This window comes from Coleofasciculus sp. B1-GNL1-01, assembly GCF_040220235.1.
Taxonomy (GTDB): Bacteria; Cyanobacteriota; Cyanobacteriia; order Cyanobacteriales; family Coleofasciculaceae; genus Coleofasciculus.
On sequence record NZ_JAVJTO010000004.1, the window covers coordinates 94,549 to 121,528 of the forward strand.

20 protein-coding genes are annotated in these 26,980 nt (G+C 45.3%); 9 read left to right on the forward strand and 11 right to left on the reverse strand.

The genetic code is table 11. From position 1 onward, the window contains the following. Positions 1–65: 65 nt before the first annotated feature. The 3 genes from RID53_RS00630 to RID53_RS00640 are packed head-to-tail and all read right to left on the reverse strand — an operon-like array spanning position 66 to position 1,323. The gene (locus RID53_RS00630; RefSeq protein ID WP_446386281.1) at positions 66–197 is read right to left on the reverse strand and encodes a hypothetical protein; all 132 of its coding nucleotides are present in this window, start codon (positions 195–197) and stop codon (positions 66–68) included. Further along, complete coding sequence (locus RID53_RS00635; protein WP_446386282.1) at positions 194–1,192, reverse strand: diguanylate cyclase domain-containing protein; 999 nt, start codon at positions 1,190–1,192, stop codon at positions 194–196. The genes RID53_RS00630 and RID53_RS00635 overlap by 4 nt, the downstream gene beginning before the upstream one ends. Positions 1,193–1,194: 2 nt before the next feature. After that, positions 1,195–1,323: a hypothetical protein gene (locus RID53_RS00640; protein ID WP_446386283.1), complete on the reverse strand. Its 129-nt coding sequence runs from the start codon at positions 1,321–1,323 to the stop codon at positions 1,195–1,197. A gap of 201 nt (positions 1,324–1,524) precedes the next feature. Here RID53_RS00640 and RID53_RS00645 point away from each other — a divergent pair, with 201 nt between their 5' ends. Together RID53_RS00645 and RID53_RS00650 are read left to right on the forward strand one after the other, a co-directional pair. Next, positions 1,525–1,914 (forward strand): hypothetical protein, encoded by a 390-nt coding sequence (locus RID53_RS00645; RefSeq protein ID WP_446386284.1) that lies wholly within the window; start codon positions 1,525–1,527, stop codon positions 1,912–1,914. Next, positions 1,892–2,908 carry a S66 peptidase family protein gene (locus RID53_RS00650; RefSeq protein ID WP_446386285.1) on the forward strand — a complete coding sequence of 339 codons (1,017 nt, stop codon included), beginning with the start codon at positions 1,892–1,894 and terminating at the stop codon, positions 2,906–2,908. The genes RID53_RS00645 and RID53_RS00650 overlap by 23 nt, the downstream gene beginning before the upstream one ends. 31 nt (positions 2,909–2,939) lie before the next feature. Here the strand turns inward: RID53_RS00650 and RID53_RS00655 are convergent, their stop codons facing one another. From RID53_RS00655 to RID53_RS00670, 4 genes are all read right to left on the reverse strand, one after another. Next, positions 2,940–3,809: a DUF4388 domain-containing protein gene (locus tag RID53_RS00655; RefSeq protein ID WP_446386286.1), complete on the reverse strand. Its 870-nt coding sequence runs from the start codon at positions 3,807–3,809 to the stop codon at positions 2,940–2,942. Between the two features lie 530 nt (positions 3,810–4,339). Beyond that, on the reverse strand, positions 4,340–6,205 hold the full coding sequence (ilvB, locus tag RID53_RS00660; RefSeq protein WP_446386287.1) for a biosynthetic-type acetolactate synthase large subunit: 1,866 nt from the start codon (positions 6,203–6,205) through the stop codon (positions 4,340–4,342). 529 nt (positions 6,206–6,734) lie between these two features. After that, entirely contained in the window at positions 6,735–7,403 is a 669-nt protein-coding gene (locus tag RID53_RS00665) for a hypothetical protein (RefSeq protein WP_446386288.1), read from the reverse strand. Next, on the reverse strand, positions 7,400–8,944 hold the full coding sequence (locus RID53_RS00670; protein WP_446386289.1) for an AAA family ATPase: 1,545 nt from the start codon (positions 8,942–8,944) through the stop codon (positions 7,400–7,402). Before RID53_RS00670 ends, RID53_RS00665 begins: the two co-directional genes overlap by 4 nt. 311 nt (positions 8,945–9,255) lie before the next feature. On the opposite strand from RID53_RS00670, the gene RID53_RS00675 reads away from it, so the two are divergent. Both RID53_RS00675 and RID53_RS00680 read left to right on the forward strand, forming a co-directional pair. Next, entirely contained in the window at positions 9,256–11,061 is a 1,806-nt protein-coding gene (locus tag RID53_RS00675) for a tetratricopeptide repeat protein (protein ID WP_446386290.1), read from the forward strand. Between the two features lie 478 nt (positions 11,062–11,539). Next, a complete protein-coding gene (locus RID53_RS00680; protein WP_446386291.1) occupies positions 11,540–13,573 on the forward strand; it encodes a tetratricopeptide repeat protein in 2,034 nt (677 codons plus the stop codon). Between the two features lie 141 nt (positions 13,574–13,714). Here RID53_RS00680 and RID53_RS00685 read toward each other — a convergent pair whose 3' ends face one another. The 3 genes from RID53_RS00685 to RID53_RS00695 are packed head-to-tail and all read right to left on the reverse strand — an operon-like array spanning position 13,715 to position 16,045. Continuing rightward, on the reverse strand, positions 13,715–14,596 hold the full coding sequence (locus tag RID53_RS00685) for a hypothetical protein (protein WP_446386292.1): 882 nt from the start codon (positions 14,594–14,596) through the stop codon (positions 13,715–13,717). Then, positions 14,562–15,245, reverse strand: a complete 684-nt coding sequence (locus RID53_RS00690; protein WP_446386293.1) for a helix-turn-helix domain-containing protein — start codon at positions 15,243–15,245, stop codon at positions 14,562–14,564. The genes RID53_RS00685 and RID53_RS00690 overlap by 35 nt, the downstream gene beginning before the upstream one ends. Beyond that, entirely contained in the window at positions 15,245–16,045 is an 801-nt protein-coding gene (locus tag RID53_RS00695) for a TIGR04255 family protein (protein WP_446386294.1), read from the reverse strand. The genes RID53_RS00690 and RID53_RS00695 overlap by 1 nt, the downstream gene beginning before the upstream one ends. Positions 16,046–16,277: 232 nt before the next feature. Here RID53_RS00695 and RID53_RS00700 point away from each other — a divergent pair, with 232 nt between their 5' ends. The 4 genes from RID53_RS00700 to RID53_RS00715 all read left to right on the forward strand — a co-directional run bounded on the left by RID53_RS00700 (position 16,278) and on the right by RID53_RS00715 (position 21,604). Continuing rightward, positions 16,278–17,807 (forward strand): YifB family Mg chelatase-like AAA ATPase, encoded by a 1,530-nt coding sequence (locus RID53_RS00700; RefSeq protein WP_446386295.1) that lies wholly within the window; start codon positions 16,278–16,280, stop codon positions 17,805–17,807. Between the two features lie 195 nt (positions 17,808–18,002). Next, the gene (locus RID53_RS00705) at positions 18,003–19,178 is read left to right on the forward strand and encodes a DNA cytosine methyltransferase (RefSeq protein WP_446386296.1); all 1,176 of its coding nucleotides are present in this window, start codon (positions 18,003–18,005) and stop codon (positions 19,176–19,178) included. Beyond that, positions 19,168–20,157 (forward strand): hypothetical protein, encoded by a 990-nt coding sequence (locus RID53_RS00710; RefSeq protein ID WP_446386297.1) that lies wholly within the window; start codon positions 19,168–19,170, stop codon positions 20,155–20,157. The genes RID53_RS00705 and RID53_RS00710 overlap by 11 nt, the downstream gene beginning before the upstream one ends. A 73-nt stretch (positions 20,158–20,230) precedes the next feature. Further along, the gene (locus RID53_RS00715; protein WP_446386298.1) at positions 20,231–21,604 is read left to right on the forward strand and encodes an ATP-binding protein; all 1,374 of its coding nucleotides are present in this window, start codon (positions 20,231–20,233) and stop codon (positions 21,602–21,604) included. On the opposite strand, the gene RID53_RS00720 is transcribed toward RID53_RS00715, so the two are convergent. Beyond that, the gene (locus RID53_RS00720; protein WP_446386299.1) at positions 21,605–22,729 is read right to left on the reverse strand and encodes a hypothetical protein; all 1,125 of its coding nucleotides are present in this window, start codon (positions 22,727–22,729) and stop codon (positions 21,605–21,607) included. Positions 22,730–22,824: 95 nt separating this feature from the next. Between RID53_RS00720 and RID53_RS00725 the strand changes: the two genes are divergently transcribed. Then, complete coding sequence (locus tag RID53_RS00725) at positions 22,825–26,934, forward strand: nSTAND1 domain-containing NTPase (RefSeq protein ID WP_446386300.1); 4,110 nt, start codon at positions 22,825–22,827, stop codon at positions 26,932–26,934. The last annotated feature ends 46 nt before the right edge of the window (positions 26,935–26,980 follow it).

Here is a 26,980-nt window from a genome sequence, read left to right on the forward strand (position 1 = left end):
CTATGGAAGTTGGTGGAAATAAACTCAATTCTATTAAATTGATAAATAGCCCTCAAACTCTTACCTTAAGGAAGAATCACCCGCGTTTTAACGGGGTGAGTATCCAATAAAACAAATAACCAATGACCAATGACCAATGACCAATGACCAATGACCAATGACCAATGACCAATGACCAATGACCAATGACGATTCAAACTTTTGCCACATATCGATTACGCCCAGAGGCTTTCGCTTGATACAAAGCCATATCCGCTTCAGTAACTAGCTTAGCTGGTGGAGTATCCGGCTCAGGATAAAGACTGGCAACACCTAAACTGAGTGTGACGTATTCACTAATAGCTGAAGCTGCATGGGTAATCTTTAAACTATAAACCAAGCTGCGTAATTCTTCAGCCACTAGAGACGCACCAATCGTGGTGGTATTGGGTAACACAATCGCAAATTCTTCACCACCATAGCGAGCGACTAAATCAACAGAACGTTTGGCACAAAAACGTAAAGCATCAGCTACCCTTCGCAAACAGGCGTCACCGGCTTGATGACCGTAGGTATCATTATATTTCTTGAAAAAGTCGATATCACATAGAATCAGAGACAAAGGCGACTCTTCTCGAATCATGCGCCACCACTCATCATCAAGGTATTGATCAAACCGACGGCGATTGGCTACACCCGTTAGTCCATCTAACGTGGCTAAACGTTGTAACTCTCGATTGGCTTGTTCAAGTTGTTGATAAAGCTGAAACTGTTGAATTAAACGCCGTACTCGTTGACGCAAGACAGCTAAGTGAATTGGTTTGGTGATATAGTCAGTAGCACCAACGGCAAAGGCGCGGTCAACGGATTCTGGATCATCCAGATTGGTAATCATTAACACCGGCGTTTGGGAAACTCCCTGTAACCCTTGAGCCTCCAAATGTTCGCTATCGGGTGATGTCTCGTCTTCGTCTGAGAGTTTTTGTAAGTGTTTGCAACAGGTAAAACCATCCATGACCGGCATCAGGGCGTCTAGCATGACCAGATGCGGTTTGAGACGCTGATAAACGTCCAAACCCTGTTCGCCGTTGGTTGCTTCAACAACTTTATAGCCTTCTTTTTCCATGACTCGGCGTAAAAGTTCTCGTATAAACTGGTCATCATCAACCACCAAAATGGTTGGCGGTTCTTCGGGCAAAGAAACTAATTTCATCCTTAAGAATGCTGATATTGCCGTCTTTGGGTCTGTAAGATTAATGTGACCCGTTGATACTCAGCCTCTAGCTGGCAAAACTGCGCCAGTGCTGCCATGGGATCACCACCCTTGCTTATCTGTTCTAGCATCTGACGAAACGGGTAGATTGTCCTAGTTCCTAAAATCCCATGACTTCAACGTGTCAATTTCATCAATCGAGTCTCTATACGTCTGTTGAGGATAGCTGTAGCATGGATGCCATTAACCTGAGGCATGTTCCAGGGAATGATTGATCACCTCCAAATCGAGAGAAAGAGTATCTTTCCCTACCATAGCCTGAAGCAATTGCCATGTCTCTGGGTGTAATGGCTGAATTGTTGGAGTTGTTGACTAGCTATCGCGAATTTTGCCGGCAGATGCTGTTCAACGAGTCAGATTCCGCACTGTCAGATCAAATGTCTGTAATTAATCGGATACAAAAAAATAATCGTTTCTATACCGATCGCGCGGTGATGACACAAACCAAGCATCAATCCCGGTTCAGGAGTTTAATGCCTAGCTGCGGCGAGTTGACCAAAATCTGGCAGATGCAATATCTCTATTATTATTGCTTGATGTTTAGAGATGATTCAAGTAAGTCAATTCTAGCTCTTTTTCCCAGCTTGGTACTCCCAGCCATTTTTCACGTTGTCTATTGTAGTTTTCCGGGACTGACCATTGAGCCAACCCTTTTCCGGTAATCGCCGTGCCTTGCTTAAACTCTTGGGACTGACGCTGTTGGCAACCCAAGTCCCTGTAACGGCAAACCCCCTACCCCTTCTCAAACCACGACGCCTGAATCCTGGCGATACCGTAGGGTTGATTAGTCCAGCCGGTCTAGTTGACCAAAAGACCCTTGATGAAATCGCTCCCATTTTATCACAACTCGGTTTGAAAACCAAACTGGGAACCCATCTTTTCGACCAATACGGCTATCTGGCGGGTCAAGATGTTGACCGCGCTGCTGATGTGAATGCGATGTTCGCTGATTCCTCTGTCCAGGCTGTGCTGGCAATGGCAGGCGGATGGGGATGTAATCGAATTTTACCTCTGTTAGACTACCAGCTAATCCGCCAAAATCCCAAAATCATTATCGGCTATAGCGATGTTACCTCACTGCTGTTAGCGATTTATACTCACAGCAACCTGATCACCTTTCATGGACCACTCGGAACATCAACCTGGAATTGGTTCTCAATCCAACATCTGCAACGCATCTTGTTTGATGGACAAGCTATGACACTGCAAAATCTATTGAGTACTCCTGTGGAAACCATTACCAAGGGTAAGGCAAGGGGGCGTCTGGTGGGGGGAAATTTATCGCTGGTGGCGGCGCTGGTGGGGTCAGATTATTTACCCGATTGGCAGAACTCTATTTTGTTTGTGGAAGATATACGAGAAGAGGTTTACCGGATTGACCGCTTGTTAACCCAGCTCAAACTCGCTGGAATTCTCGATCAAGTGGCTGGATTTATTTTTGCACAATGTACAAATTGTCCTGCAGGTGAGGCGAATGAACCATCGCTGACGTTGCGGCAAGTCTTAGCTGACCATATCAAACCGTTGGGGATTCCTGCCTGGTATGGTTCGATGATCGGTCATATTCAGGATAAGTTCACTGTCCCTATCGGCGGAATGGTAGAAATTGATGCGGAGCGAGGCACAATTCGTTTATTAGAATCGGTGGTGATATGATATCTCATCCACTCATCAGCCCTTGCTCTAACTAAGCCGCCCGTAACGGCAGATGCTTGGACTTATCGGCTAAGAAACCCATTAGATTGTGCAAAAATGAGTGGCTGACTGGCTGATCGGTCGCTTCTGGATGGAGTGGTGTCGCGATCGCGTCCACAGATTGAGGACAGGGGGTATGAATCACTAAGGGAATTTCTTCGACCAATCCGACTGACATTAATCGAAAAGCAATCTGCTGTACCGTTTTTACCGAAAGTCTGAGTTGTTTAGCAATTTCCCTCAAGGACACAGTGCCACTGGTATACTCCCAGACTTGAGATTCTAAGGGGTTGAGGGGATAACGAGGGTGTCCTGTCACACTAAGCAACCCAGCATGAACATCCGGTAGTTTATCGCTTAGGACATCCCAGTTACGCAAAGAACGTAATCCTAGTAAATTGGCACCTAGGGTATTTAAGCTCAAACCCGTCATTCCTAACATGGGGAGTTTAACTTCATGGCTGAACTTAAAATGACCTGTTTTGAGTTGAAACAAGGTACAGGTGGGTTGTAACACTTGGACTTGGAACAACCATTTGATTTGTTGAAGGGTTAACAACCCATGTTTTTGCAGATATGTACCCAAGGGTTGCTCCTGAGGCAATGACTCACTCAACTGAGTTAACTGACTTCTATCCATCCATTGGCGTTGAGCAATTAACTTGATTAATCCTAGATGCTTTAACTGAGAATCAACTGCCACAATTCGACCGCGATAGACCCAAACATAGCAAACGCCATTGGGGGTGACAGGAGTAGAAACATCAGTATTCACAGTGAGTAAACCCGTATGATGCCCTTTACCAAGGAGCCGAAAAATTTCGGGTAATGAAAAGTCAGTGAGTGAGCCTGTAATGCACATTGTTCTTACGTTGATATCAGTTTTGTTATTGAGGATGCAAATAGCAGGGTAACGCCTTCAAAGTTAGCCTGTTTAGCTTGATCCCGAAAAAAATCTGTAATTTTTACTACTCTTAGTTTAATCCCTGATGAAAGTTTCATACAATTGCTTTTTACTAAGTTGTGTTAAGAAAGGAGAATCTTTATTAAATTACAACTCGAAAAGTTGCGCCTTATCACCATTGTCATGTTTTTCCGTCATCCATTTGTACCTAAGACGATTCTTTCTCGGTTAAAGTTTATTTAACATCCTACTGAAGGTAGACAATATTAAAGATGGGGAAGGTGAGGAAGGTGAGGAAGGTGGGGAAGATAATATTTTAAAGTTTTTTTACCCTTCACTTGGTTCGAGGCGAGGGCAGGGCGCGTGAATTAACTCACCATCTCCCCTATCTCCCCCATCTCCCCTATCTCCCCTACCCACTCAGATTCAAGACGTTCCGTGAAAAGTTAGCACCTCCCCCACTGCCCTTACCTGGCGCTCGTCACCAATTAGCTCAGAGCAACCGTTGATTGTAGATCCAACAGTTTCGTGCCGCATTCACAACAACATTTATGAGTCGCTGGATTTTCGGTTCCACAGTTAGAACACGTCAGGATAGTGGGTGAAATCGGCTCTGGGTTATGAGGGTGCAATCCCATCATGTCACTATTGGTATGACCAGGAGCAACCATGGGATAACAGTCTTCATTGCGGGTAACACGCACATCTAATAGCACTGGACCGTCATGGTTAAGCATTTGAGCGATCGCCTCAGGTAATGCATGACGTTCAGTTACCTTAATGGCATTAATCCCGTACACCTGAGCCAGATTTACAAACTCTGGGGTACCGACTTCCAGATTCGTCGCTTCATAGCGATCGCCATAGAACAAATGTTGCCATTGGCGCACCATTCCCAGCCAACCATTGTTGAGAATGACAATCTTGACGCCAATGCCATACTGGGCGATCGTACCCAGTTCCTGCATATTCATCTGGAAACTCCCATCACCACTGATACAAATCACGGGTTCTGAGGGGAGAGCCATTTTGACTCCCACAGCCGCAGGCAAACCAAATCCCATTGTCCCTAAACCGCCACTCGATATCCAACGACGGGGCTTATTTTTCAGGAATTGAGCCGCCCACATCTGGTGTTGACCGACATCAGTGGTGTAATAAGCGTGGGGGGATTGACGAGCCACTTCCACAATCACTTCTTGGGGCGAGAGATTCTCCTGGGGATGGGGCAAATCTAAAGGATACTCATCCCGCCACTGTTGCAGGCGATCGCACCACGCTTTCGTTTGTTCTGGATCGATACCATTCCCGACTTGATCAGAACGCCGCAATAGGTCAATTAACACCTGCCGCACGTCGCCAACAATGGGTACATCAGTGTTCCGATTTTTCCCCACTTCCGCCGGATCAATATCGATGTGAATCACCTTCGCCTCAGCCGCAAACTGTTTCGGCAAACTTGCCACCCGGTCATCAAAACGGGCACCCAAGGCGATTAACAGGTCACATTCACTCACGGCAAAGTTAGCATACGCCGTGCCGTGCATCCCTAACATCCCCAAAGCCAGGGGATGGGACTCATCAAATGCGCCCTTACCCATCAGCGTCGTGGTTACCGGAATCTGGAAATGCTCTGCTAGTTCCAGAAGTTCTCCCTGGGCACTTGCCGCGATCGCACCGCCACCTACATAAAGTAAGGGTTTCTTCGCCGCCCGAATCAACTCTAGTGCTTTGTTAATCTGGTTTAAATTCCCTTTCACCGTAGGACGGTATCCCGGTAGCTTAATCGTACCCGGTTCCACGGGAAAGTAATCAAATTGCTCAATTCCGACATCTTTGGGAATATCAATCAACACGGGTCCCGGTCTACCCGTACTGGCGATGTGAAACGCTTCCGCCACAATCCGGGGAATATCGCGAGCCTCATTCACTAAATAGGAATGCTTGACAATTGGCAGCGTAATGCCGAAAATATCTATTTCTTGGAATCCATCCGTACCAATTGCCCCACGGGGAACCTGTCCCGTAATTGCAATCATTGGCACAGAGTCCAAACTCGCCGTGGCTAAACCCGTGACCAAATTCGTGGCTCCCGGTCCGGAGGTTGCCAAACAGATGCCCACTTTACCTGTAGCCCGGGCATACCCGTCAGCAGCATGGGCAGCCCCTTGTTCGTGTCGCACCAGAATATGTTGGAGTTCGCCTGCGACTTCCGCTTGGTAGATTTCATCGTAAATCGGTAGATTCGCACCGCCCGGATAACCGAAAATATGCTTCACACCATGGCGCTTTAAACTATCAATCAGGGCAAAAGCGCCGGATACACGCCTGACTCTCACTGTTTCAGATTGCACAGCTAGTGCCTCCACTTAGTCTAACAATTACATGAGGAACGTTACTAATGAGTGCTAACCCAAATCTGGGTAAGCGGTTTGCTAATTTCGATACAGCTTAGAGTTTTACTCAATGATTTGACTTTCTGTGAAAGACGATTTTAATTGTTCATGAAATAACCCAATTAGAACGAAAATTTTATATTTTTTTAATTTTGCTACGTTTAGCTTGGGTTATAAAACTTAAATTATCCCTAAAGGATTGGTGATAAAAATTGCGAATTACCCTGGCGTTATTTCCCTGTAAGTGGAGCAATTCATTAGGTTTTAACTGGATGTGGTTGGTGTGAATAGATTGAACAATATGTTCTTGATCGGCTAGAGTGCTTTTATAGCAATAATAATGGAACGCGGTGGGGCTTGTGAACTAACCATTACTTTTTTCTTTTTCTTTGATGTAACAAGTAATAGACTTGAAGCCCAAATATAGCAATGATATCGGTTTTATAAATTTCCACAAATTTAAAATAACAGGTACGGAATAGATGACTTAAGGAACCACATCTTGAGGATCATCTACCCATCTCTGTCTTTTGAGCATTTGTTTTATATCTGATTCTAATACTTGAAAGGTAGGTAAAGTCCGCAGTGGCGAAAAGTCATCGATAAGTTCAGCGATTCGTTGAATCTTCTCTCGCTCTCTGGCGCGAAATTTCTTTAGCCGCCGACCTGTCAACCCACTCGCTTGGCACAGAAGTTGACAAAGATATTGTTTTGGATCAGGTAACTCCTCAAGTTTCTCTAAACTTGGTAAATTTAAAGGTTGCTTTCCTCTAGGATTTTCTGACGCCCTACGTATAGCTACCTCGTCAAATAATAACCAAGCTTCTGTCATCCGAACAGGCACAACACAGATAAACGGCACAGAAACTGATTGCCTAATACCCTCAACGGCTTTTTGAATTTCAGAAACTCGTTTCTCACGAGGTTCTTTTTCGGCATCCCTATGTATAAATAAAAGGTCGCAAGGGTAAAGGTTCAAACTCAATTCAATTCTCTTTGAGTTATTCTGTGGTTGTTGTGGCAAGCGTCGAAAATCAGCCCACTGGGACTGGATAGCACATTCAACTCCGTGTAATCGCAATAACCAAGTCAGAATAGGTAGTAGCGCCTTGTCAGAACTCCCATCAGATAGTAATGTGTATCGTATTTCCTTCATACAAATTCTTTGGGAAAGCCTAAAATTAGAGGTTGAATGTCTTCTCTATCCAAAACTCTACGTTTTTTAGACGGGGTAGGTTTTAAAGATAAGTTGGTTTCCAGTTGCCCATTGCCATTTAGCTCTGGCTGTTCTGGAGGAACTGGATTTAAGTAGGCGAGAAGTTTACCTAAAGGAACGGTACTTGTATTTTCAGTTTCCGCAACTTTAACGTGTCGCCAAGTATTCGGTAAATAACTAAAGCGTACCCCTTTAAACAATTGTCCTGACGGTGCTTTTTCTTCCTTCAACTCAGCAACCAAAAGACTATCTTCTGGTACTTGCTGTACAACGGCTGGCGAGTGGGTATTGATGATCACTTGGCGTAGGGGATTGTCTTGATCAACGGGTTCTTCAACATCCGTAGCGATGTCTTGTAGGAGTCTGAGAATCTTCGGGATACGCTCTGGATGAATACCATTTTCCGGTTCCTCTAGGCACAACAAACCTTGAGCTTCTGGGTCTAATTCCAGTACCGCTAACGCTAAAAAACGCATCGTTCCATCTGAGAGCGATCGCGCCGGATGGGTTGTACCATCTCTAGTGGTGATCATTAATGTGAGCAGTTCGCGACGATCATCCCGCTCTATTCCTACCTCCTCAACATCATCGAGCAATTCTGCCAAACGACCTGCAACTTGAGCATAAACCTGCGCTTCGGCTTCCTGATCAGATTTGCGGAGATTTTTTCTCAGCCGTGCTAGATGATAGAGAGTTGAAGCTAGATGAGAGCCATCTGTTCCTAATTTTGTCGGCGCCGTAAATTCGTCGGGTTGTCGCAACGAAGAAGGTTCTAGCTGTAATAACTGCCACGATTGCATTTCCCGACGTGCTAGTAATGCTGTTGGGCTTTCGGCTGCATTGGTTACAGACAGTACAGTTCGAGGCAGATCAGCTGCTGATCGAGCTAAGGATCTACCACTGCTTCCGCCATCTTGATGAAGCTTAATCACTCGATTTGTCCCCTCACCTTCTGTAGAAATAAAATAAGGGACTCGGCGCTGTCCTTTCACCGCCGACTTGCGCCAAGTTTTCGCCTTGTGATTAAATAGCAAATGCTTAGGGGCATCACCAAGATTAATATGAACTAACTCTTCTTTAAGTAGTTCCAGTGACCCTAATGAACGGAGACTATCATCTTGTCGATAGGCTAGCTTGATAGAGTAGCGAAGAAACGTAATACTAGCTCTGGCAGTTTGTCCTAAATCATCAACACCTTCACCTGGCACAATCATCTCAGCTTCAAATGACATCTGTGAAGCGTATTCATTACCAATTCGATGAAATAGACTGCGGACATCTCCTGTCCTACCTCCCTCATCTCGAACAGATAAAGCGGCTTCAATCAGCGGAAGATCGGCTAAGGCTGACAAAAACCTAATCGCATCAAACAAGTTAGATTTGCCTACGCCATTTACACCCGCTACACAGGTAAATGGACTAAAGCGGACATCCACATTAACAAGGTTTTTAAAACCAGAAACTTTTAGCCTGGTTAGCATAATCTTAATCCTATACAGTCTTTTAAAAGCTGTTCTATACTAATCATCAATTTACATACATCTGATTGATTTTAACTCATATCCTTCATCCATTTCAATAAACATAAGTTGGTTGATAATCCGTAACGCTTCCGGATTGCCTTGCTATCGTTTTGAGTCGGGGTGAATTGAGTGACATCAGGGTAAAAAATAAAGTAGAGTGAAACCCACCCCGATACGTTGACCAGTTTTTTATCCCCTGCCCTAACCTCAACCAAAAAGGATTGCTATAGTACAGGAAGGATAAATACTGGCATCAGGGGGCAAACCAGGTGAAACCATTAGCAGACCTCAAAGCCTTAATTCAACAAACTGAAGCAAAAGGGGGAAGCCAAGACCCCAGTCTGGCGAACTTATATGCTCAACTCGGACAACTCTACCAAAGCCGACTGGAAAACGGGGAATTTGAGGATTACCAGCACGAACTTGCCCTCGCCGTTGAATATTTCCATAAAGCGGTTGACCTGCAACGACGATTGGGGTTAGACATTGACTTAGCGACAACGCTGAATCATCTGGCGGAACTCTACAGAACCCAAGGACGCTATGACCAAGCCGAACCGCTTTATCTGCAAGCCTTAGATTTAAGGAAACGTAACTTAGGAGAGAACCATCCTGATGTCGCCACCAGCCTCAACAACCTAGCGCGACTCTACCACTCTCAGGGACAATATCCCCAAGCCGAACCTCTCTATCTCCAAGCCTTAGACCTAAGGCAACGTAACTTAGGAGAGAACCATCCTGATATCGCCATTAGCCTCAACGATATCGCCGCCCTCTACTTCTTCCAAGGGCGCTACAACGAAGCTGAATCTTTTTACCTGCAAGCGTTGGACTTAAGGAAACGCAATTTAGGAGAGAACCATGCCGATGTTGCTACCAGTCTTAACAACCTCGCCTTACTTTACTTCTTACTGGGACGCTATGACCAAGCCAAACCGCTTTATCTGCAAGCCTTGGAACTGAGGAAACGCTTACTGGGACGGAACCATCCCGATGTTGCCACTAGCCTGAATAATTTGGCAGAACTCTACAGAACCCAAGGACACTACACCCAAGCCGAACCCCTCTATCTGCAAGCCTTGGAGGTAATGAGGCGTCTGCTAGGAGATGAGCATCCCGATGTGGCGACTAATATGAACAATCTAGCTGCACTCTATTTCTTCCAAGAACGCTACGACGAAGCCGAACCCCTCTATCTGCAAGCCTGGGAAATCAGGAAACGCTTATTCGGTGATAATCATCCCGATGTGGCACAAAGCCTCAACAACTTAGCCGGACTCTACTTCTCTCAAGGACGTCAGGGTGAAGCCGAACCTCTCTATCGCCAAGCCTTGGAAATCTGGCAACGTTTATTGGGTGATACTCATCCGGATATCGCCACCAACCTGAATAATTTAGCATTACTCCACCACTCCCAAGGACACTACGAGGAAGCTGAACCCCTCTATCGCCAAGCGTTGGACTTAAGGAAACGGTTATTCGGCGCGAACCATCCTGATGTAGTGACCAGCTTGAACAACTTAGCCTTGCTCTACCATTATCAAGGACGCTACGAGCAAGCCGAACCTCTTTATGTGGAGGTGTTGGATGTGGGTAGACAGTTATTAGGAGAGGAGCATCCCGATGTTTTAACCAGCCTGAATAACTTAGCCGCACTCTATAAAAATCTCGCCGAACTTTATTCCACGCAGGGACGCTACGATGAAGCCGAACCTCTCTATCTGCAAGCCTTAGAGTTGCGGAAACGCTTACTGGGAGATGAACATCCCGATGTAGCACAAAATCTGAATAATTTAGCCATACTCTACTTCTTTCAAGGACGTCACGACAAAGCCAAAGAGTTCTATTCCCAAGCTTGGGAGTTAGGAAAACGCTGGCTAGGGGATGAGCATCCAGATGTGGCACAAAATTTGAATAATTTGGCAGGACTTTATTCGTCTCAAGGAGAATATGAATTAGCCGAACCCCTTTATGTCCAAGCGTTGACGATTTGTGAAGAACGACTCGGCGCTAATCATCCGACTACAGCAACAATCCGGAAAAATCTTGATGATCTGCGTGCAGCGATGGGATAATTTTTAGGGGAGATGGGGAAGATAGGGGAGATGGGGAAGATAGGGGAGAAAAACGAAATCGACAGACAGCTAAAGAGAATGTACCCTATAGGAGTGGGTGTTGCTGCCAAACGCTCCGAATCAGGGATAACTCTTGTCGAATGTGCTTAGGATTGATTCGGATTAACGCGATTCACAATAACTTTGTCATTTTTTGAGGTGAACTCGACTATAAACTCTTAAACACAACTAGCTATAGCAGTTCCAAATGAAACGTGAAAATATTACCCCTCCCAAACCCTCCCCTTAGCAAGGGGAGGGCAGGGGTGGGGTTCACAACTCAAATGAAAACGCTATATGACTGTAAGCGAATGAACCCAAAGCACTGGAATTTGGGCATAAGCTGCATAGTCTTAATGTTCTAGAGTATGGCAATCGTCAAAACCGATGAGGTTCACCGAATCGTTCAAGAGCGATTACAAGATTGGAGGTTAATTTCATGATGACGGAGTTGTCTGACCCGACAGTTCATAATGAACAAACGTATGGCGATTTACTGACAGCGATTCAAGCCAGTCAAGGTAAGTTGAGTGTAATCCTAGCGGTTTGTGATGATATCCATTTTCGCAACCAACTGATTGAACGCTATGAAAGCGAACTCGTCGCCTCTGTGCGATCGCATCGCGTTACCTTGGTTAAGGATGACCCGAACCTGAGCCACGCCATTACTGAACTCGTCCAAACCGATGACGATTTACCTCAGGGGGGAAACGCCGTTGTCACCGTGACGGGTGCGGAGCAACTTCTCTGGCTCAAATTCGACGCCCAGCATTCAGAACAGGAAAATTTTTTCGCCTCCTTACCAGAAACCCAAGACGCATTATCCGTCTTGGCTTGTCCACTTGTCCTGTGGCTAACTCACCAACTAGAGAGTCAGCTAAGTCAAAACGCCCCAGAGTTCCAAAATTGGTGTCAAGCTGTCTTTCGCTTCCACTCCAAAAAAACAACTGCTATTCCCATTCAAAACATTGAGTCATTCCGCCATCTTATCGAAGAAAGCGACGCTTGGGATCAAAGCCTATCAGTCTTTCCCGTCGCCGATGTCAACGCCTTGATTGAGTACACCAAAGCCAAACGCGGCGTCAACGATTCAAATTTGGCAACCTTATATGCTCAAGTCGGACACCTTTATCAACGACGCTTAGAACAGGGTGAATCTTTAGATTATCCCCAAGAACAAGCCTTAGCCGTTGAGTATTTGAGTCAAGCCATTCAGCTAAAAAAAGAACTCGGCTTAGAAACAACCTTAGCTGAAACGGTGAATAATTTAGCCGAACTCTACCGACTGCAAGGACGCTATAGGGAAGCTGAACCTCTTTATTTAGAAGCCTTAGAACTCAGAAAAAGTTTGTTGGGCGATGCTCATCCTGATGTCGCCACCAGCCTCAACAACTTGGCAAAACTTTACCAGGCTCAAGGACAGTACGCTCAAGCCGAACCTCTTTATCTGCAAGCCTTGGACTTGAGAAAACGCTTACTGGGTGATGATCATCCAGATCTCGCTCATAGTCTCAACGATTTAGCCACCCTCTATTTTTGTCAAGGACGCTATGAGGACGCCGAACCCCTTTATTTGCAAGCTTTGGACTTGAGGAAACGTAACTTAGGCGATGATCATCTAGAGGTGACAATCAGCCTTAGCAATGTCGGATTACTCTATCATTATCAAAGACGCTACGAAGACGCCGAACCTCTTTATCTGCAAGCCTTAGACATCGAAAAACGCTTACTGGGCGAGGATCATCCGGATGTAGCCACCACCTTGAACAATCTCGCCGCCCTTTATAAGTCTCAAGGACGCTATGAGGATGCTGAACCCCTTTATCTGCAAGCCTTGGACTTGCAAAAACGGTTATTGGGAGAGAACCATCCCGATGTCGCCACGAACCTTAACAATCTTGCTGCTCTGTACTTCTCTCAAGGACGCTATGAGAAAGCCGAACCTCTCTATTTGCAAGCCTTAGACATCAGAAAAGGTTTATTGGGAGAAAATCATCCTGATGTGGCACAAAGCTTAAATAATTTGGCAGGACTTTATTTCTCTAAAGGACCCAATAACAAAACCGAATCGTTTTATTTAGAAGCGTTAAATATTCGGAAACGCTTATTGGGAGAGAACCATCCTGATGTGGCAACTAGCCTGAATAATTTAGCTTTACTCTATCATTATCAAGGACACTACGACAAAGCCGAACCCTTCTATCTGCAAGCCTTACATCTGAGAAAACGTTTATTTGGAGATATCCATCCTGATGTAGTAACCAGTATGAATAATTTGGCATTACTCTATCATTATCAAGGACGCTACGAGCAAGCCGAACCCCTCTATCTCCAAGTCTTGGAACTCGGTAAACGTTTATGGGGAGAAGACCATCCCGATGTCGCGCTCAGTTTAAATAATTTGGCAGCCCTTTACAAGTCTCAAGGACGGTATGAACAAGCGAATTACTTAACTTCCAAGCTATGGAATTGAGGAACGGTTGATGAGAAGATAAGGCGGACAAGGAAGACAAGGCAGATCAATTACTATTACTATATCCTTGAGGGAAGCGAAGGGTCAAAACTTACGTCTTTTCGTTGAGCAACATACGGTGAAAAGTAAGAAATATGGACTTCAACTTCCAGTATTATTTCTTGAGGAGAGGTGATCTAAATCAAGCGGATCGCTCTCAACATAATCTTTTGCGGTCATGTCTTCCAAAGACACAACTAAACCATGTACAGATTTAAATCGCCCCGATTCAGGAAGTAATTTCAACCATTTTTCCAGATATTGATGCCATTCTTTTTCCTGAAACTGAACCTGTTCTTCATTACGGATAAACCAAAACATCAGTTCAATTTCATCAGCATTCCAAGATGGTGCTGCACGTACTCTAATTTCTCGTAAGGCACGAAGGGCATCCCCTTCAACGCTTAATTTATCGTGCTTATCTTGCATCCGCTTTTGAAGTTTTTGTGCAAATGCAATGAATTCATCAGGAAAAGCAAATCGAACTCGCTTCCGTGCTAATGCTTGTCCTAATGCCCTAACCTCGTCATCGTTTTGGCATCCTGGGATACGCTTCCATTCTGCAACAACAGCCTTTTCTACTGTCATCACACGATCAAGATCAGCAACCAGACTATATTCAGAAATTCCTGGAATATAGGCATACTGAGGTCGTCTACTTCGTTGGATCTCGTTCAAACGTTGTTTATTAACCTCTACAAGAGGCACCACCTCTATAAATGGACGATCCCAACAAGAACGCACAATATCACATGTTTGTGTAATTACAGCAAAACCCTTGACCTCGGATTCTGCAAGGTCAATTTCTTCTTGTGCAACATTAACAGAGTCCTCTGTTAAAGGACGTTTAGGATTAAAGCGGTAGAGGAACCAATGTTCTCCAAGGGTACAATCACCTTGACGCCACTCTCCAACAGCCGCGTCTACTTGCTGAATCCAAACATCACGCTCATTGCTCACTACTGTTTCTTCTACTCCTTGCAACTCTGGCTGGTCTGGAGCGTCCAACCTCACGATGGATAGTATCTTGGAGAGCATCGACTAAATCTGCTGGATTTGGTGGCATACGTGACCTATCGGCATATTTGGATAATGGCTTTAGCTGCGGTTTATCAGGAGCATTACCAAAACCAAGAATCTGTTTTACCTTTTCGTGTTCACCTGCTACCAGTAAATCAAAAGGAGATCTACCATCACTATCCGGTTTCAACAAGAGACTGCGATTGAGACTTGCGCTCCCTCGGTTAATGTACTGAATAGTGTTTAAAAGTTGATCCAGTTTCTGCTTATTAGATTGAGATAGCTGTTGTCCACTTGCCCAAGCATGAAGACTTCTACGAGAAACATCGAAGAGTTTAGCGATTTGCTCCCAGGTCAATCCACTCAACTTCCTCAGTTTGTTAACAGCTTTCTGCGTCGTTTCTCTAGATTCAGTGGACGGTCGAGTCACACCACTTGTTGTCATGTCCCAAGCAACTAACGCACTGGAAAAAACAGTGGCTCTGGAAGCCGTTGTGCTAGAACGGTCTATAAACATTCTAAAACCCCTAAATGGATGAGTATCTAATTTCCCCATAGCTCCAAGGGCAGAAGTACTCGATAACTGAGCGTGTTTTCTTCCTAAAATAGTCATCACACTTCTCCTCCAAATCGTCGCAAAAATTCATCCTGTACTGCCCATCTGAAGAATGTATAAATTCTCTCAGCAAAATTCTGTGCTTCACTCATCAATGTCTCAACACTGAAGTCTCGGATATTTGATTCTGAAAACATATCTATATCCAATATCCAGCTTGGTTTATTAATAGGTTCAATTGCATCGGGATCAAACGTGGCATCAGAAGACATAAGTCCCCATCTAGCGATAATTTGCTCACCTCTATCTGGAATAACAAACCAAGATTCATTAATTGTTTGAGAAATATATTCTCTAAACTCAGTAGCGACGATACCAGCTATCTCAGGTTTCACAAGTAATGATATATCCTCAAGTTCTTGACCATCAATTCGATCGATATAGCGTAACCCAAATCGTTCAATAACCTTGGGATTAAAATTTTTGTCAAGTGCTATTAGCACGTTTTTAAAACGTTCTATAAAATCGCTACGACTTGAGTAAGCCGTTGTTTCTATTGCCACAAAGTTGGGTGCTAATGAAACTCGCCAACTATTTGTTGTGTCTAAAAATCGCCAAGTTAATTGAGGTGCAGTTTGCACAATATCTGGGGAACCCAAAACTAAACCCTGAGTCTGTTCCAGATGTAGGATAGGATATGTTTCTCGAATTGCCTCTTGAAATGAACCCACAAACTCTTTTTTCTCAATCGAAAGAATAGGTGGAAAGCGCACTTGTGCAATCACTCGCACCAAAGGTGCATCTTTCAACGGTACTTCTTGAGGTGGTTGTGCAATGAGTGGATTGGTATTGACCACTTTCTACATCCTTTTTGGGACTTGAGCGAGAAATTGGGCATAGATTCAGATATGAGAGATACTACGCCTATCGCTATCGTAAAGCAAAAGTGTGAAGTAGAGTGTGAAGTTTAAGAAATGTAAACTTAATTGGTGTCATGGGGCACTATTGAATGATCGCCTGCACCCGTTAAAAATAGACGGCTGCGATCGCACGTCCTATAATTGCCAATGAAACTCAGGATCAACCGATATGCTTGCCAGGGTTTGGAGTGCTTCGCTAGTCGGCATTGATGCGGTGAAAGTCGGTGTGGAAGTCGATGTGTCAGGCGGATTACCGGGAATTGTTGTTGTGGGATTACCGGATACCGCCGTCCAAGAATCACGAGAACGGGTGAAGGCGGCGTTAAAAAATGCTGGCTTTGTTTTTCCCATGCGGAAAATCGTGATTAATCTCACCCCCGCCGACTTACGCAAAGAAGGACCCAGCTTTGATTTACCCATTAGTGTGGGAATTCTCGCCGCCTCGCAGCAAGTCAATCCTGAATTATTAGGGGATTATCTATTTTTAGGGGAAGTCTCCCTGGATGGGAATTTACGCCCCGTTGCGGGTATTTTACCCATCGCCGCCGCCGCCCAAAGTTTGGGGATTTCTGGATTAGTCGTACCCGCCGATAATGCCCAAGAAGCCGCCGTAGTGCGGGGACTAGACGTGTATGGATTCCAGCATCTGGCTGATGTGGCAGATTTTTTGAATCAACCAGAACGTTATTCCCCGGTAACCATGGATGAATTACCCCAATCATCCTCCTATCAGTTTACAGGCGGAAACTTAAACGAAGTCAAAGGTCAATCCCATGCGCGTCGGGCGTTAGAAATCGCGGCGGCTGGGGGTCATAATTTAATTTTTGTGGGTCCACCGGGAAGCGGAAAAACCATGCTGGCGCGACGATTACCGGGAATTTTACCGCCCTTAAGTTTTGAAGAAGCCCTGGAAGTTACTCAAATTTATTCTGTCGCGGGATTACTTAAAGATAAAGGCAGATTAATTAGACATCGCCCCTTTCGCAGTCCCCACCATTCTGCCTCAGGTCCATCATTAGTTGGGGGTGGTAGTTTTCCGCGTCCCGGAGAAATTTCCTTGGCGCATCGAGGGGTATTATTTCTGGATGAGTTAACTGAATTTAAGCGCAATGTATTGGAATTTTTGCGTCAACCTTTAGAAGATGGTTATGTGACCATTTCTCGCACCCGACAATCCGTCCTATTTCCGGCACAATTTACCTTAGTTGCTAGTACCAATCCCTGTCCCTGTGGTTACTTTGGTGACACCCTGCAACCCTGCACCTGTTCAGCGCGACAACGGGAGAACTATTGGGCAAAACTTTCGGGTCCGTTGATGGATCGAATTGACTTACAAGTTGCCGTGAATCGTCTCAAACCCGAAGAGATTACTCGACAACCCCAAAGTGAAGCATCAGAAGCCGTAAGGGAGAGAGTAAAAGTAGCCCGCGATCGCGCCCGTCATCGCTTCAATTCAGAACCCTCCCTGCGCTGCAATGCCCAGATGCAAAGTGGTCATTTGAGACAATGGTGTCATTTAGATGATAGTAGTCGCAATCTTTTAGAAGGGGCAATTCGCAAACTCGGACTCTCTGCCCGGGCAAGCGATCGCATCCTGAAAGTTGCCCGCACGATCGCCGATTTATCGGGGGCGGAGACGCTGCAAACGTCACACATTGCCGAAGCTATCCAGTATCGTACTATTGATCGAATGCAGTAACACAGATTACACAGATTATAATCATACAGGCAGAAGACTCAATGGAGAATGACACAGATTAAGTAGGTTGATAGAAATTCACTCAACTATATTAAGTTATGTCAATAAGTCTAAAACCCTTACAAATGACAAATGACAAATGACAAATGACAAATGACAAATGACAAATGACAAATGACAAATGACAAATGACAAATGACAAATGACATCTGTACAACCGTTGAGTTATTTTGCGGGATTGGAGGATTCCGGATAGCGGCGGATCAGAGAAATATAGCCACAATCTGGGCAAATGATCGGTGTCCAAAAGCCTGTCAAGTATACCGCGATCGCTTTGGAAAGGCACAATTACATCAGGGTGATATTTATCAACTCGTTGATGAAATTCCACCTCATGATCTGTTAACGGCTGGTTTTCCCTGTCAACCGTTCAGTAGTGCGGGCAAAAAAAAAGGAGTACGAGATCCACGCGGTCATATTTTTCAAGTGATTGTTGATGTCCTGAAAAAACACAAGCCCCAGTTTTTCATCTTAGAGAATGTTAAACGCTTGTTATCGATGGAGGAAGGGACTCATTTTGCCACGATACTCAGTGAGTTAGCGCATTTGGACTATACGATTGAGTGGCGTTTGGTCAACGCTATGCATTTCGGTTTACCTCAAAATCGTCAACGAGTTGTCATCCTGGGAACCTTAGACAAGGATACAAAGGATAATTTTCCCAATATCAGACTTGCCTCAACTGAAAATATCGCTGAGTTATCCGACTCAACGTTTCAAACCCTGACTAATATTGGACAATGGACAAAAATAAAAGACCACGGTAATAGATTTCCGACGTGGGGACTCGCCCAAACAGGTCGTTTTTTTGGCTACAACTTTGCCCAATTTTATCTAGCTACGCCGATTGTTCCATTACGGGCAATTCTTGAGTCAGATGTTGATTGCCAATTTGATTTTACTGAGTCTACGTTAAACCGTTTACAAACCAGTACCCCAGTTAATAATTTCGTTCAAGGTGTACAAATCCTCTACAATCAAAGTGGAGGAGCGCGAATGGGTTACACTGTATTTGGTATTGATGGTGTTGCACCAACACTTACCTCAACAACGAGTCGCCACTATGAGCGTTATAAAATCGGTAATCAGTTCCGCCGTCTGACTAATGTAGAATATGCTCGCATTCAAGGGTTTCCAGATGAACATTGTGCTGGGATATCTATCTATGATCAATATGCTCTTTTCGGAAATGCCATTCCCCCGGTTATGGCTGGGTGGGTTATGGATTGTATCTTAGAAAATAAGAGCGTCCAACTTAAAACACCTAAATTTGAACAACTATCACTTTTCTCTATGACCGATGCTTTCTAAAGAAGAATTACGCGCCATATTAAAGGAATCACTGGATACAATAATTCAGGACGTTAATCGCGCTCTAAATGGAGAAAACACGGAACAATTAGTAGATGTATTAACTCGTGTGGGACAAGGCGGAAAACTACCGAAATGGTATGAGCAGTTACGAACTCAGCATACATTGCCTAACTTAGATGGTAAGACAATTGGTAGTGTTATTGAAATGTTGTTAATTGCGGTACTCGAAAAGATTATATTTCAAGGTCTTGAGATACCGCCATTACGGGTTAATCCAGCGCGAGGAGTGGACTTTCCCGATTTAGATCTGGGTATTAAATCCCCTTCAGAAAACTACTGCACCAGTGAACCCTTTTTCTCTGCCTATGAAAGATTACTGGGTTCTGAGTATGATGTGCTGGTTCTACTCACTGACTACCAAACTGCTAAGAAAAATCCACCATTGAGACTGCAAATTATTAAGTTTAAGTACCTCTACAAAACTCAGCTAGCAGATTATCGGCTTTGCCAAATTGCTAAAAAGCATCGAGAGTGGTTGGTAACCGAAAACGAATCTTGGGCAAAGAAGGTATTTCGATTTCTAGCTTATGTGAATCAAAGTGACTGGCGTGCCAAACAACTGCTGCGTTTGTTGGACTGTCTTCAGGATGCGACATCAGTACACCGTTATATTCAGCAGGCTGATGAAGATTTTCAAAAAATTAATAAAAAACGCATTGCCAAAGATGCTGAACCCATTCCCCGATCAGATATTGAATCGTTACACAAAATAAATTCTATTCAGCCGTTTTATCTAGGTGTTATTGATGCCGCCGATAATTGGGTGATCGAGATGCAGAAGGACTTAGCGAGATTCCCTAATAGTAATGAGTGGTCACGTCTTTTGACCAGTCCATTGGATGGTCAAATTGGCATGAGTCCGGCGTTGCAGTGGCGATATAATTTCAGTCGCGTTTTTGGGGTGAATCAGTCTTAATAACGAGTAGAATAAAGTATCCCTAACTCAATTCTGGGGCTAGGGACAAGGTTACAGCTAAATCTAAGATGGTATGAGTATAGATTTACTGGCATTTTTTAAGGCAACAAATCCGGGTCAGACGATTAATATCGCTGATCCAGACGATCGCAAATACTATATTGACTTCTCTCCGGTTCGGGGTGGGACGGTTATTGAGGAGTTGAAGGAGAATATTACCATATTCTATGCGAATCAGCCGAGTTGTGATTTGTTTACGGGACATATCGGCTGTGGCAAATCTACGGAGTTACTGCGGCTGAAGGCGGAATTGGAGGCGGAGGGGTTCCATGTTGTTTATTTTGAGTCGAGTGATGACTTGGAAATGGCAGATGTGGATATTGCAGATGTGTTACTGGCGATCGCACGGCGGATTAGTCAGAGTTTAGCAGATGTGGCGATCGCGGAACCCCAGGGATTGAAGCGGTTGCTGAAACGGACGGCGGAACTGTTGCAGACGGAGTATGATTTATCGGAGGTGGAGTTAGGCTTGCCGAAAATGCCAGGGATTCCCGATGTGAAAGTGAAGGCGAATGACAAAGGGGCGTTGTCTTTAGCGTTCGGGATTGGTAAGATTACGGCTAAGGCACGAGCGGATTCGGGATTGCGAGAACGGCTGAATCAGTTTTTGGGACCGAAGAAAGCTGAGTTATTAGCGGCGATTAATCAGGAATTGATTGAACCTGCGATCGCGCAGTTGCAACAGCAGGGGAAACAAGGATTAGTCGTGATTGTGGATAACCTGGATCGGATTGAGGGTCAAACCAAAGGTTGGGGGCGATCACAACAGGAATATATTTTTATTGATCAGGCAGAATATTTGCAAAAGTTTAACTGCCATGTTGTTTATACCATGCCCTTGGCGTTAAAGTTTGCGGATGAATATGCGCGGTTAACTCAGCGATATAAGGAAGAACCCAAGGTTTTGCCGATGGTACAGGTACAGCAGGTGGATGGGAGTGACTGCGAGGAGGGGATGGCGTTACTGCGACAGATGGTTCTGGCGCGGGCGTTGCCGGATTTGGACGCACAAGGGCGGTTAAATCGGGTGAATGACATTTTTGATCATCCAGAGAGTTTAGACCGCTTGTGTCGCGTCAGTGGCGGTCATGTGCGGGATTTATTACAACTGTTGATCCAATGGTTGAAAAAGGATCTCAAACAAGGGCGATTGACTCGTGAAACGTTGGAGGGTTTGATTCGCAGCCGTCGTAATGAAATGACGCTTACCATTGATGATCACGAATGGGGGTTATTGCGAAAAGTTCGGGAACGGAAGAAAGTGAGTGGGGATGATGGGTATCAGAAATTAATTTACAGTCGGCTGGTGTTTGAATATCGCGATCGCGGCGAGTCTTGGTTTGATATTAATCCGGTTTTGGCAGAGGCTAAGGAGTTAAGGGAATAATCATTGGTCATTTGGCTTTAAGGTAAACCGTTCTAACAATTGTTCACGCGAAAGGGTAATGAGTAGGGGGGTTAACTCTTGAGGGGGCAATTGTAACATGGGCGCGATCGCACTGGCTAATTCGGGGTCAAGTTCCCCAAATCGCACTCTCAGAAATCGTTCTACAGTGTCTTGTCGTAAGGTATCGTCTCGAATGGGCAGATTACCAAACCATAGTAAGAGTTCCTCACGTTCAAGGTTAAATAACAGCCGAGTTAACTCTTGAGGGGGTAATTGCAACATGGGCGCGATCGTACTGGTTAAGTCTGGGTCAAGTTCCCCAAATCGGACTCGCAGGAAGTTTTCCGCCATTTGGCGTTGTCCTTCAAGTCTACCTTCCAGTCTGCCTTCTTGTATCCCTTCTCGCTTACCTTGTTGTAAGGTTTCTTCTTGCCATTTTAAATACGCTGGTGATAAGTTCATGAGCAATTCCCTGTCCTGTTCACTTAAATTGTCGCTTTCGTTGATCGTGATACGCCAGTTTGCCAGAATCTGTAAAATTGTCTGCCGATAGGGGTTCTGTTGGGGTAAAGCCACCAATTCATTAATCGCTTGTTTCTGAGTTCCGCGTTTTCCCAGAACCCTTAACCATAGTGTATCTTCAGTGACTGGCAGTTGGTTGATGGCGATTAATGCTGTTTTCAGAAATTTTGCCATGAAATATACCCCTTCTCCCCAGTTTTCTGAGGGATGGAGTTTGGCACCAAATCCGTCTAACAACCTTGGGGAACAAGAGGGTGAGAGAATCCACAAATGGGGCCAATCGGTGTCGGGGAATGAAGTTCGTTCTCGTCTGGCTTTTCGCCGCATTTCACTGCGTACTGAGTTTAACTTGCTTTGGCAGTCGAGTACCTCGGCGGGGTTGGGTGGATTGCGGAAGGGTTCTAGTAGACAGGCGGTTGTTGCCATTCGCCCTAGTAATCCCAGGTTTTCGGCGGCGGTTGCTGGTGATGGGGTTGGTACAAACCAAACATCAACTTGGCGGATTTCGGGGGATATTTCGCGGCTGGTTTCGACGTTTCCTAGAGGGGCTAATAATTCCTCTAGGTATTGCTTGGCAAATTGATCGTGAGGCTTTCGTGTCATTCAAGTTTAAGATAATGTTGCTTAGAATTTTAGGATAAGTGTTTACGCGATGATGGCGCTAAAGCGCAACTACAAGCGCAACTACGAACGAAACGATGTCGCAGCTACCTGATATTACACCGGAGAATCAAACCGAACTTGAGGAACTGGCGTTGACGCTGGACGCTTTTCAGGGTCAGTTTTTGCTGGTTTTTGCCCGATGTAATTATGACAGAGTGCGATCGCGTCTGATTCAAGTCCTCCAGGATTCGTCTCCTTTGAACATTCGCACGATTACGCTGAACCCTGATGATACGGCGCTATATCAGCGGATTCAGGGGGAATTGCAGGGGGAAATTTCAAAGCCTCTCTCCTCGCAGGAGAGAGGTTTGGAGAGAGGTTTTCCAAATCCCGTGAATAGTCAGGATAAACCGGGGGCGCTGATGGTTTTGGGGTTGGAGTCGGTGCTATCTCTGGAGAGGATGCTGGCGGGGGCGGATTTGGTGCGGGAAGAGTTTCGTCACCATTGTCCGTTTCCGGTTGTGGTTTGGGTGACGGATTCGGTGAAGGCGCAATGGATGCAGTTTGCCCGTAATCTGGAAAGTTGGGGCGTGAGTAGTCGGTTTACGATTAGCCGTGGGGAGTTGGCGGCGTTTATTAAAGGGAAGGCGGATCAATGGTTGGCGGATGGGTTGAATTTAACCGAGACGGAGTGTATTGAATTTAGGGGAGAATTAGAGGCGGCTGAAGGGGAGTTACAGGTAGAGGATAATGGGTTAGAACCGGAATTAGCGGCGGCGTTATTCACATTATTGGGAATTTGTCAAGAACAACAGGGAGAGATTCAAACGGCGATTGATTATTTTGAGCAAGCCTTGGGATGTTGGCAGGAATTGCAACGTTTTGAGTATGAAGGGATTGTTTTAAGGGAGATGGTTTATGGTTATTTCTGCCAAATTAATCGGATTCAACCTGCGACAATTTCTAGGGATGACTATAATCAGATTCAAGCTAAAATTAAGGACTCTATTCAGCAAGCATTAACTGCCTTTCATCGGGCGCAACGTCCGGATTTAATTGCTGATTCGATTGGGGTATTTGGTGCGGTTTTGCGGGAGTTGCAGGATTGGCAACAGTTGCAAGAGTTGGCGGAACAGGCGTTGGTGTTTGACCAAGGGGAAAATCGCCGGGATAAATTGGCGTTGGATTATACGTTTTTGGCTGATGTTGCTTTGGCTGAAGAACGTTGGCAAGCAGCGAAGGAGTTGGCGGAAGCGGCGTTAAATCAGGTTGAAGCAATTGCGCCGGGGGAAGAGATAGAGGTAAAAAGTAGATGCTATTGGATTAAAGCGCGATCGCACGTTAATTTAGGTCAATGTTCGGCGGCGATTGAACAGTTAGAATTTGCCCATGGTATCAGTCAACCGTTATCCTCTCCTCGGCTTTATCTGGATATTTTAGGCGATTTACATGATCTCTACTGGCAGACAAAAGATTATCTCAACGCCTTTAAAATTAAGCAGGAACGGCAAACCGTTGAAACCCAATTAGGATTAAGGGCGTTTATCGGTGCCAGTCGCATTCCATCAACTGTCGGGGCGGGGGCGGTAGGGGCGCACCGACGTGCGCCCTCATCTCCTCCTCAATCTCCCGCATCTTCCCCTCTTCCCATCGCCTCAGAAATTATCGCCTGGGGGCGGGAAAAAGATGTGCGAGAATTAGTTGAACGGGTGCAACGTTCTGATCATAAAGTTATTGTCATCTATGGTTATTCTGGCGTAGGTAAAAGTTCTTTAGTCAATGCTGGACTCATCCCAACTCTACACCATACTACCGTCAGTGGACAACGCATCATCCCAATTTTGAGCCAAGTTTATACCGATTGGGAACGAGAATTAGGACAGCAATTAACCGCCGCGCTAGAAACACAAAATATTTCTATCACTCAACCCCTTGATTCTAAAACTGCAATTTTAGCCGCCTTGCGTCAGAGTGAAACGCAGCAGGTGCGAATTGTGTTAATTTTTGACCAGTTTGAGGAGTTCTTTTTTGTTTCCGATGACAAGGGTAACAAGAATAAAATCTTTGAGACTGATTTTTTTGACTTTTTAGGTCAGTGTCTAGACATTTTGTCCCTGACGGTGATTTTTTCTATTCGCCGAGATTACCTCTATTATTTAGTAGACCAACCCGGAATGGGAAGTTATGACCTGTTGAGTAAGAATAGTCTCTATAAAATTTCTAACTTAACACCAGAGGAGGCACAAAACTTACTCGAACAACTGACCACACGGTCTAGTTTTAAATTGGAATCGGCGTTAATTGAACAACTGGTGCAGGATTTAGCGGGAGATTATCAGAAAGTACGCCCGATTGAGTTACAGGTTGTCGGGGCGCAACTGCAAGCTGAGGGAATTAGAACCTTAGCGGAGTATCAACAGTTTGGCACTAAAGAAGAATTGGTGCTGCGCTATCTGGCGGAAGTGGTGGAGGATTGCGGCGCAGAAAATCAGCCCGTGGCGGAGGTGCTGTTGTATTTGTTGACCGATGAGAAAGAGCGGCGACTGCTGAAAACTCGTGGGGAGTTGGAGGAGGAGTTAAAGGATTTTGTCACAGTAGCGGCGAGTCAGTTGGATTTAATTTTAGAGATTTTAGTGTTATCGGGGTTAGTTTTTATTGTCCCGGATACGCCGGATGACCGCTATCAGTTGGTGCATGATTATTTAGTGTCCTTTATTCGCCAGCAGCAAGAGCCAAAGATACAAGAAATTATTGCCCAACTGAATCGGGAACGGGAACAGCGTCAGCAGTTAGAGCGAAGTATTGAACAGGTTCGGGGAGAGTTACGCTTGGTTTTAGAGGAACGAGAACGGGTGATGGTGGAGGTTAGGGAAGCAAAGAAGTCTTTGGCGCAAGTGGAAGCAGAACGAGAAGAAGCCTTGAAAGGAACAGAATTGGAACGGTTGGGTACATTGGCTCTCAGACAATTTAACTATACTCAAATTCCGGCATTACTCACCGCGATGCGAGCGGGTAAGGAGTTAAAAGCGATTGTTAAAGACCGACCACTTGATCAGTATCCTGCCTATAGTCCCCTCTTAGCACTACAACAGATTTTGGATCAAATTCGCGAGCGAAATCAACTGCGCGGTCATGAAGATTCGGTTTGGAGTGTCACTTTTAGCCCCGATGGAGAGCAAATTGCTAGCGCTTCATCTGACGGAACGGTGCGGTTGTGGGATAAAAAGGGCAAAAAATTAGCCGTCCTTCGCGGTCATGAAAATTGGGTTTGGAGTGTCACTTTTAGCCCCGATGGAGCGCAAATTGCTAGCGCTTCGTGGGACAAAACCGTGCGGTTGTGGGATAAAAAGGGCAAAAAATTAGCCGTCCTGCGCGGTCATGAAGATTCGGTTAGGAGTGTCACTTTTAGCCCCGATGGAGAGCAAATTGCTAGCGCTTCCGATGACGGAACGGTGCGGTTGTGGGATAAAAATGGAGACGAATTAGCCGTCCTTCGCGGTCATGAAGATTCGGTTTGGAGTGTCACTTTTAGCCCCGATGGAGAGCAAATTGCTAGCGCTTCGTGGGACAAAACCGTGCGGTTGTGGGATAAAAAGGGCAAAAAATTAGCCGTCCTTCGCGGTCATGAATCTTCGGTTAGTAGTATCACTTTTAGCCCCGATGGAGCGCAAATTGCTAGCGCTTCATCTGACGGAACGGTGCGGTTGTGGGATAAAAAGGGATCCGAATTAGCCGTCCTGCGCGGTCATGAAAATTGGGTTAGGAGTGTCACTTTTAGCCCCGATGGAGCGCATATTGCTAGCGCTTCTTGTGACAAAACCGTGCGGTTGTGGGATAAAAAGGGCAAAGAATTAGCTGTCCTTCGCGGTCATGAATCTTTGGTTAGGAGTGTCACTTTTAGCCCTGATGGAGAGCAAATTGCTAGCGCTTCGTGGGACAAAACCGTGCGGTTGTGGGATAAAAAGGGAGCCGAATTAGCCGTCCTGCGCGGTCATGAAGATTGGGTTTTGAGTGTCAGCTTTAGCCCCGATGGAAAGCAAATTGCTAGCGCTTCAGGAGATGGAACCGTGCGCTTATGGCGGGTGGAGACGTTAGATGACTTGCTGGTTCGCGGTTGCCACTTGTTGCAGGACTATCTCCGCACCCATCCCGATGTCAGTGATCTCAATAAGTTTTGTGCAGGGGAATTAGGGGTGGCTGAATAAGGGTTGTGGTGAAGGGAAGCAGGGGGAGACGTGTAATGGCGCATTC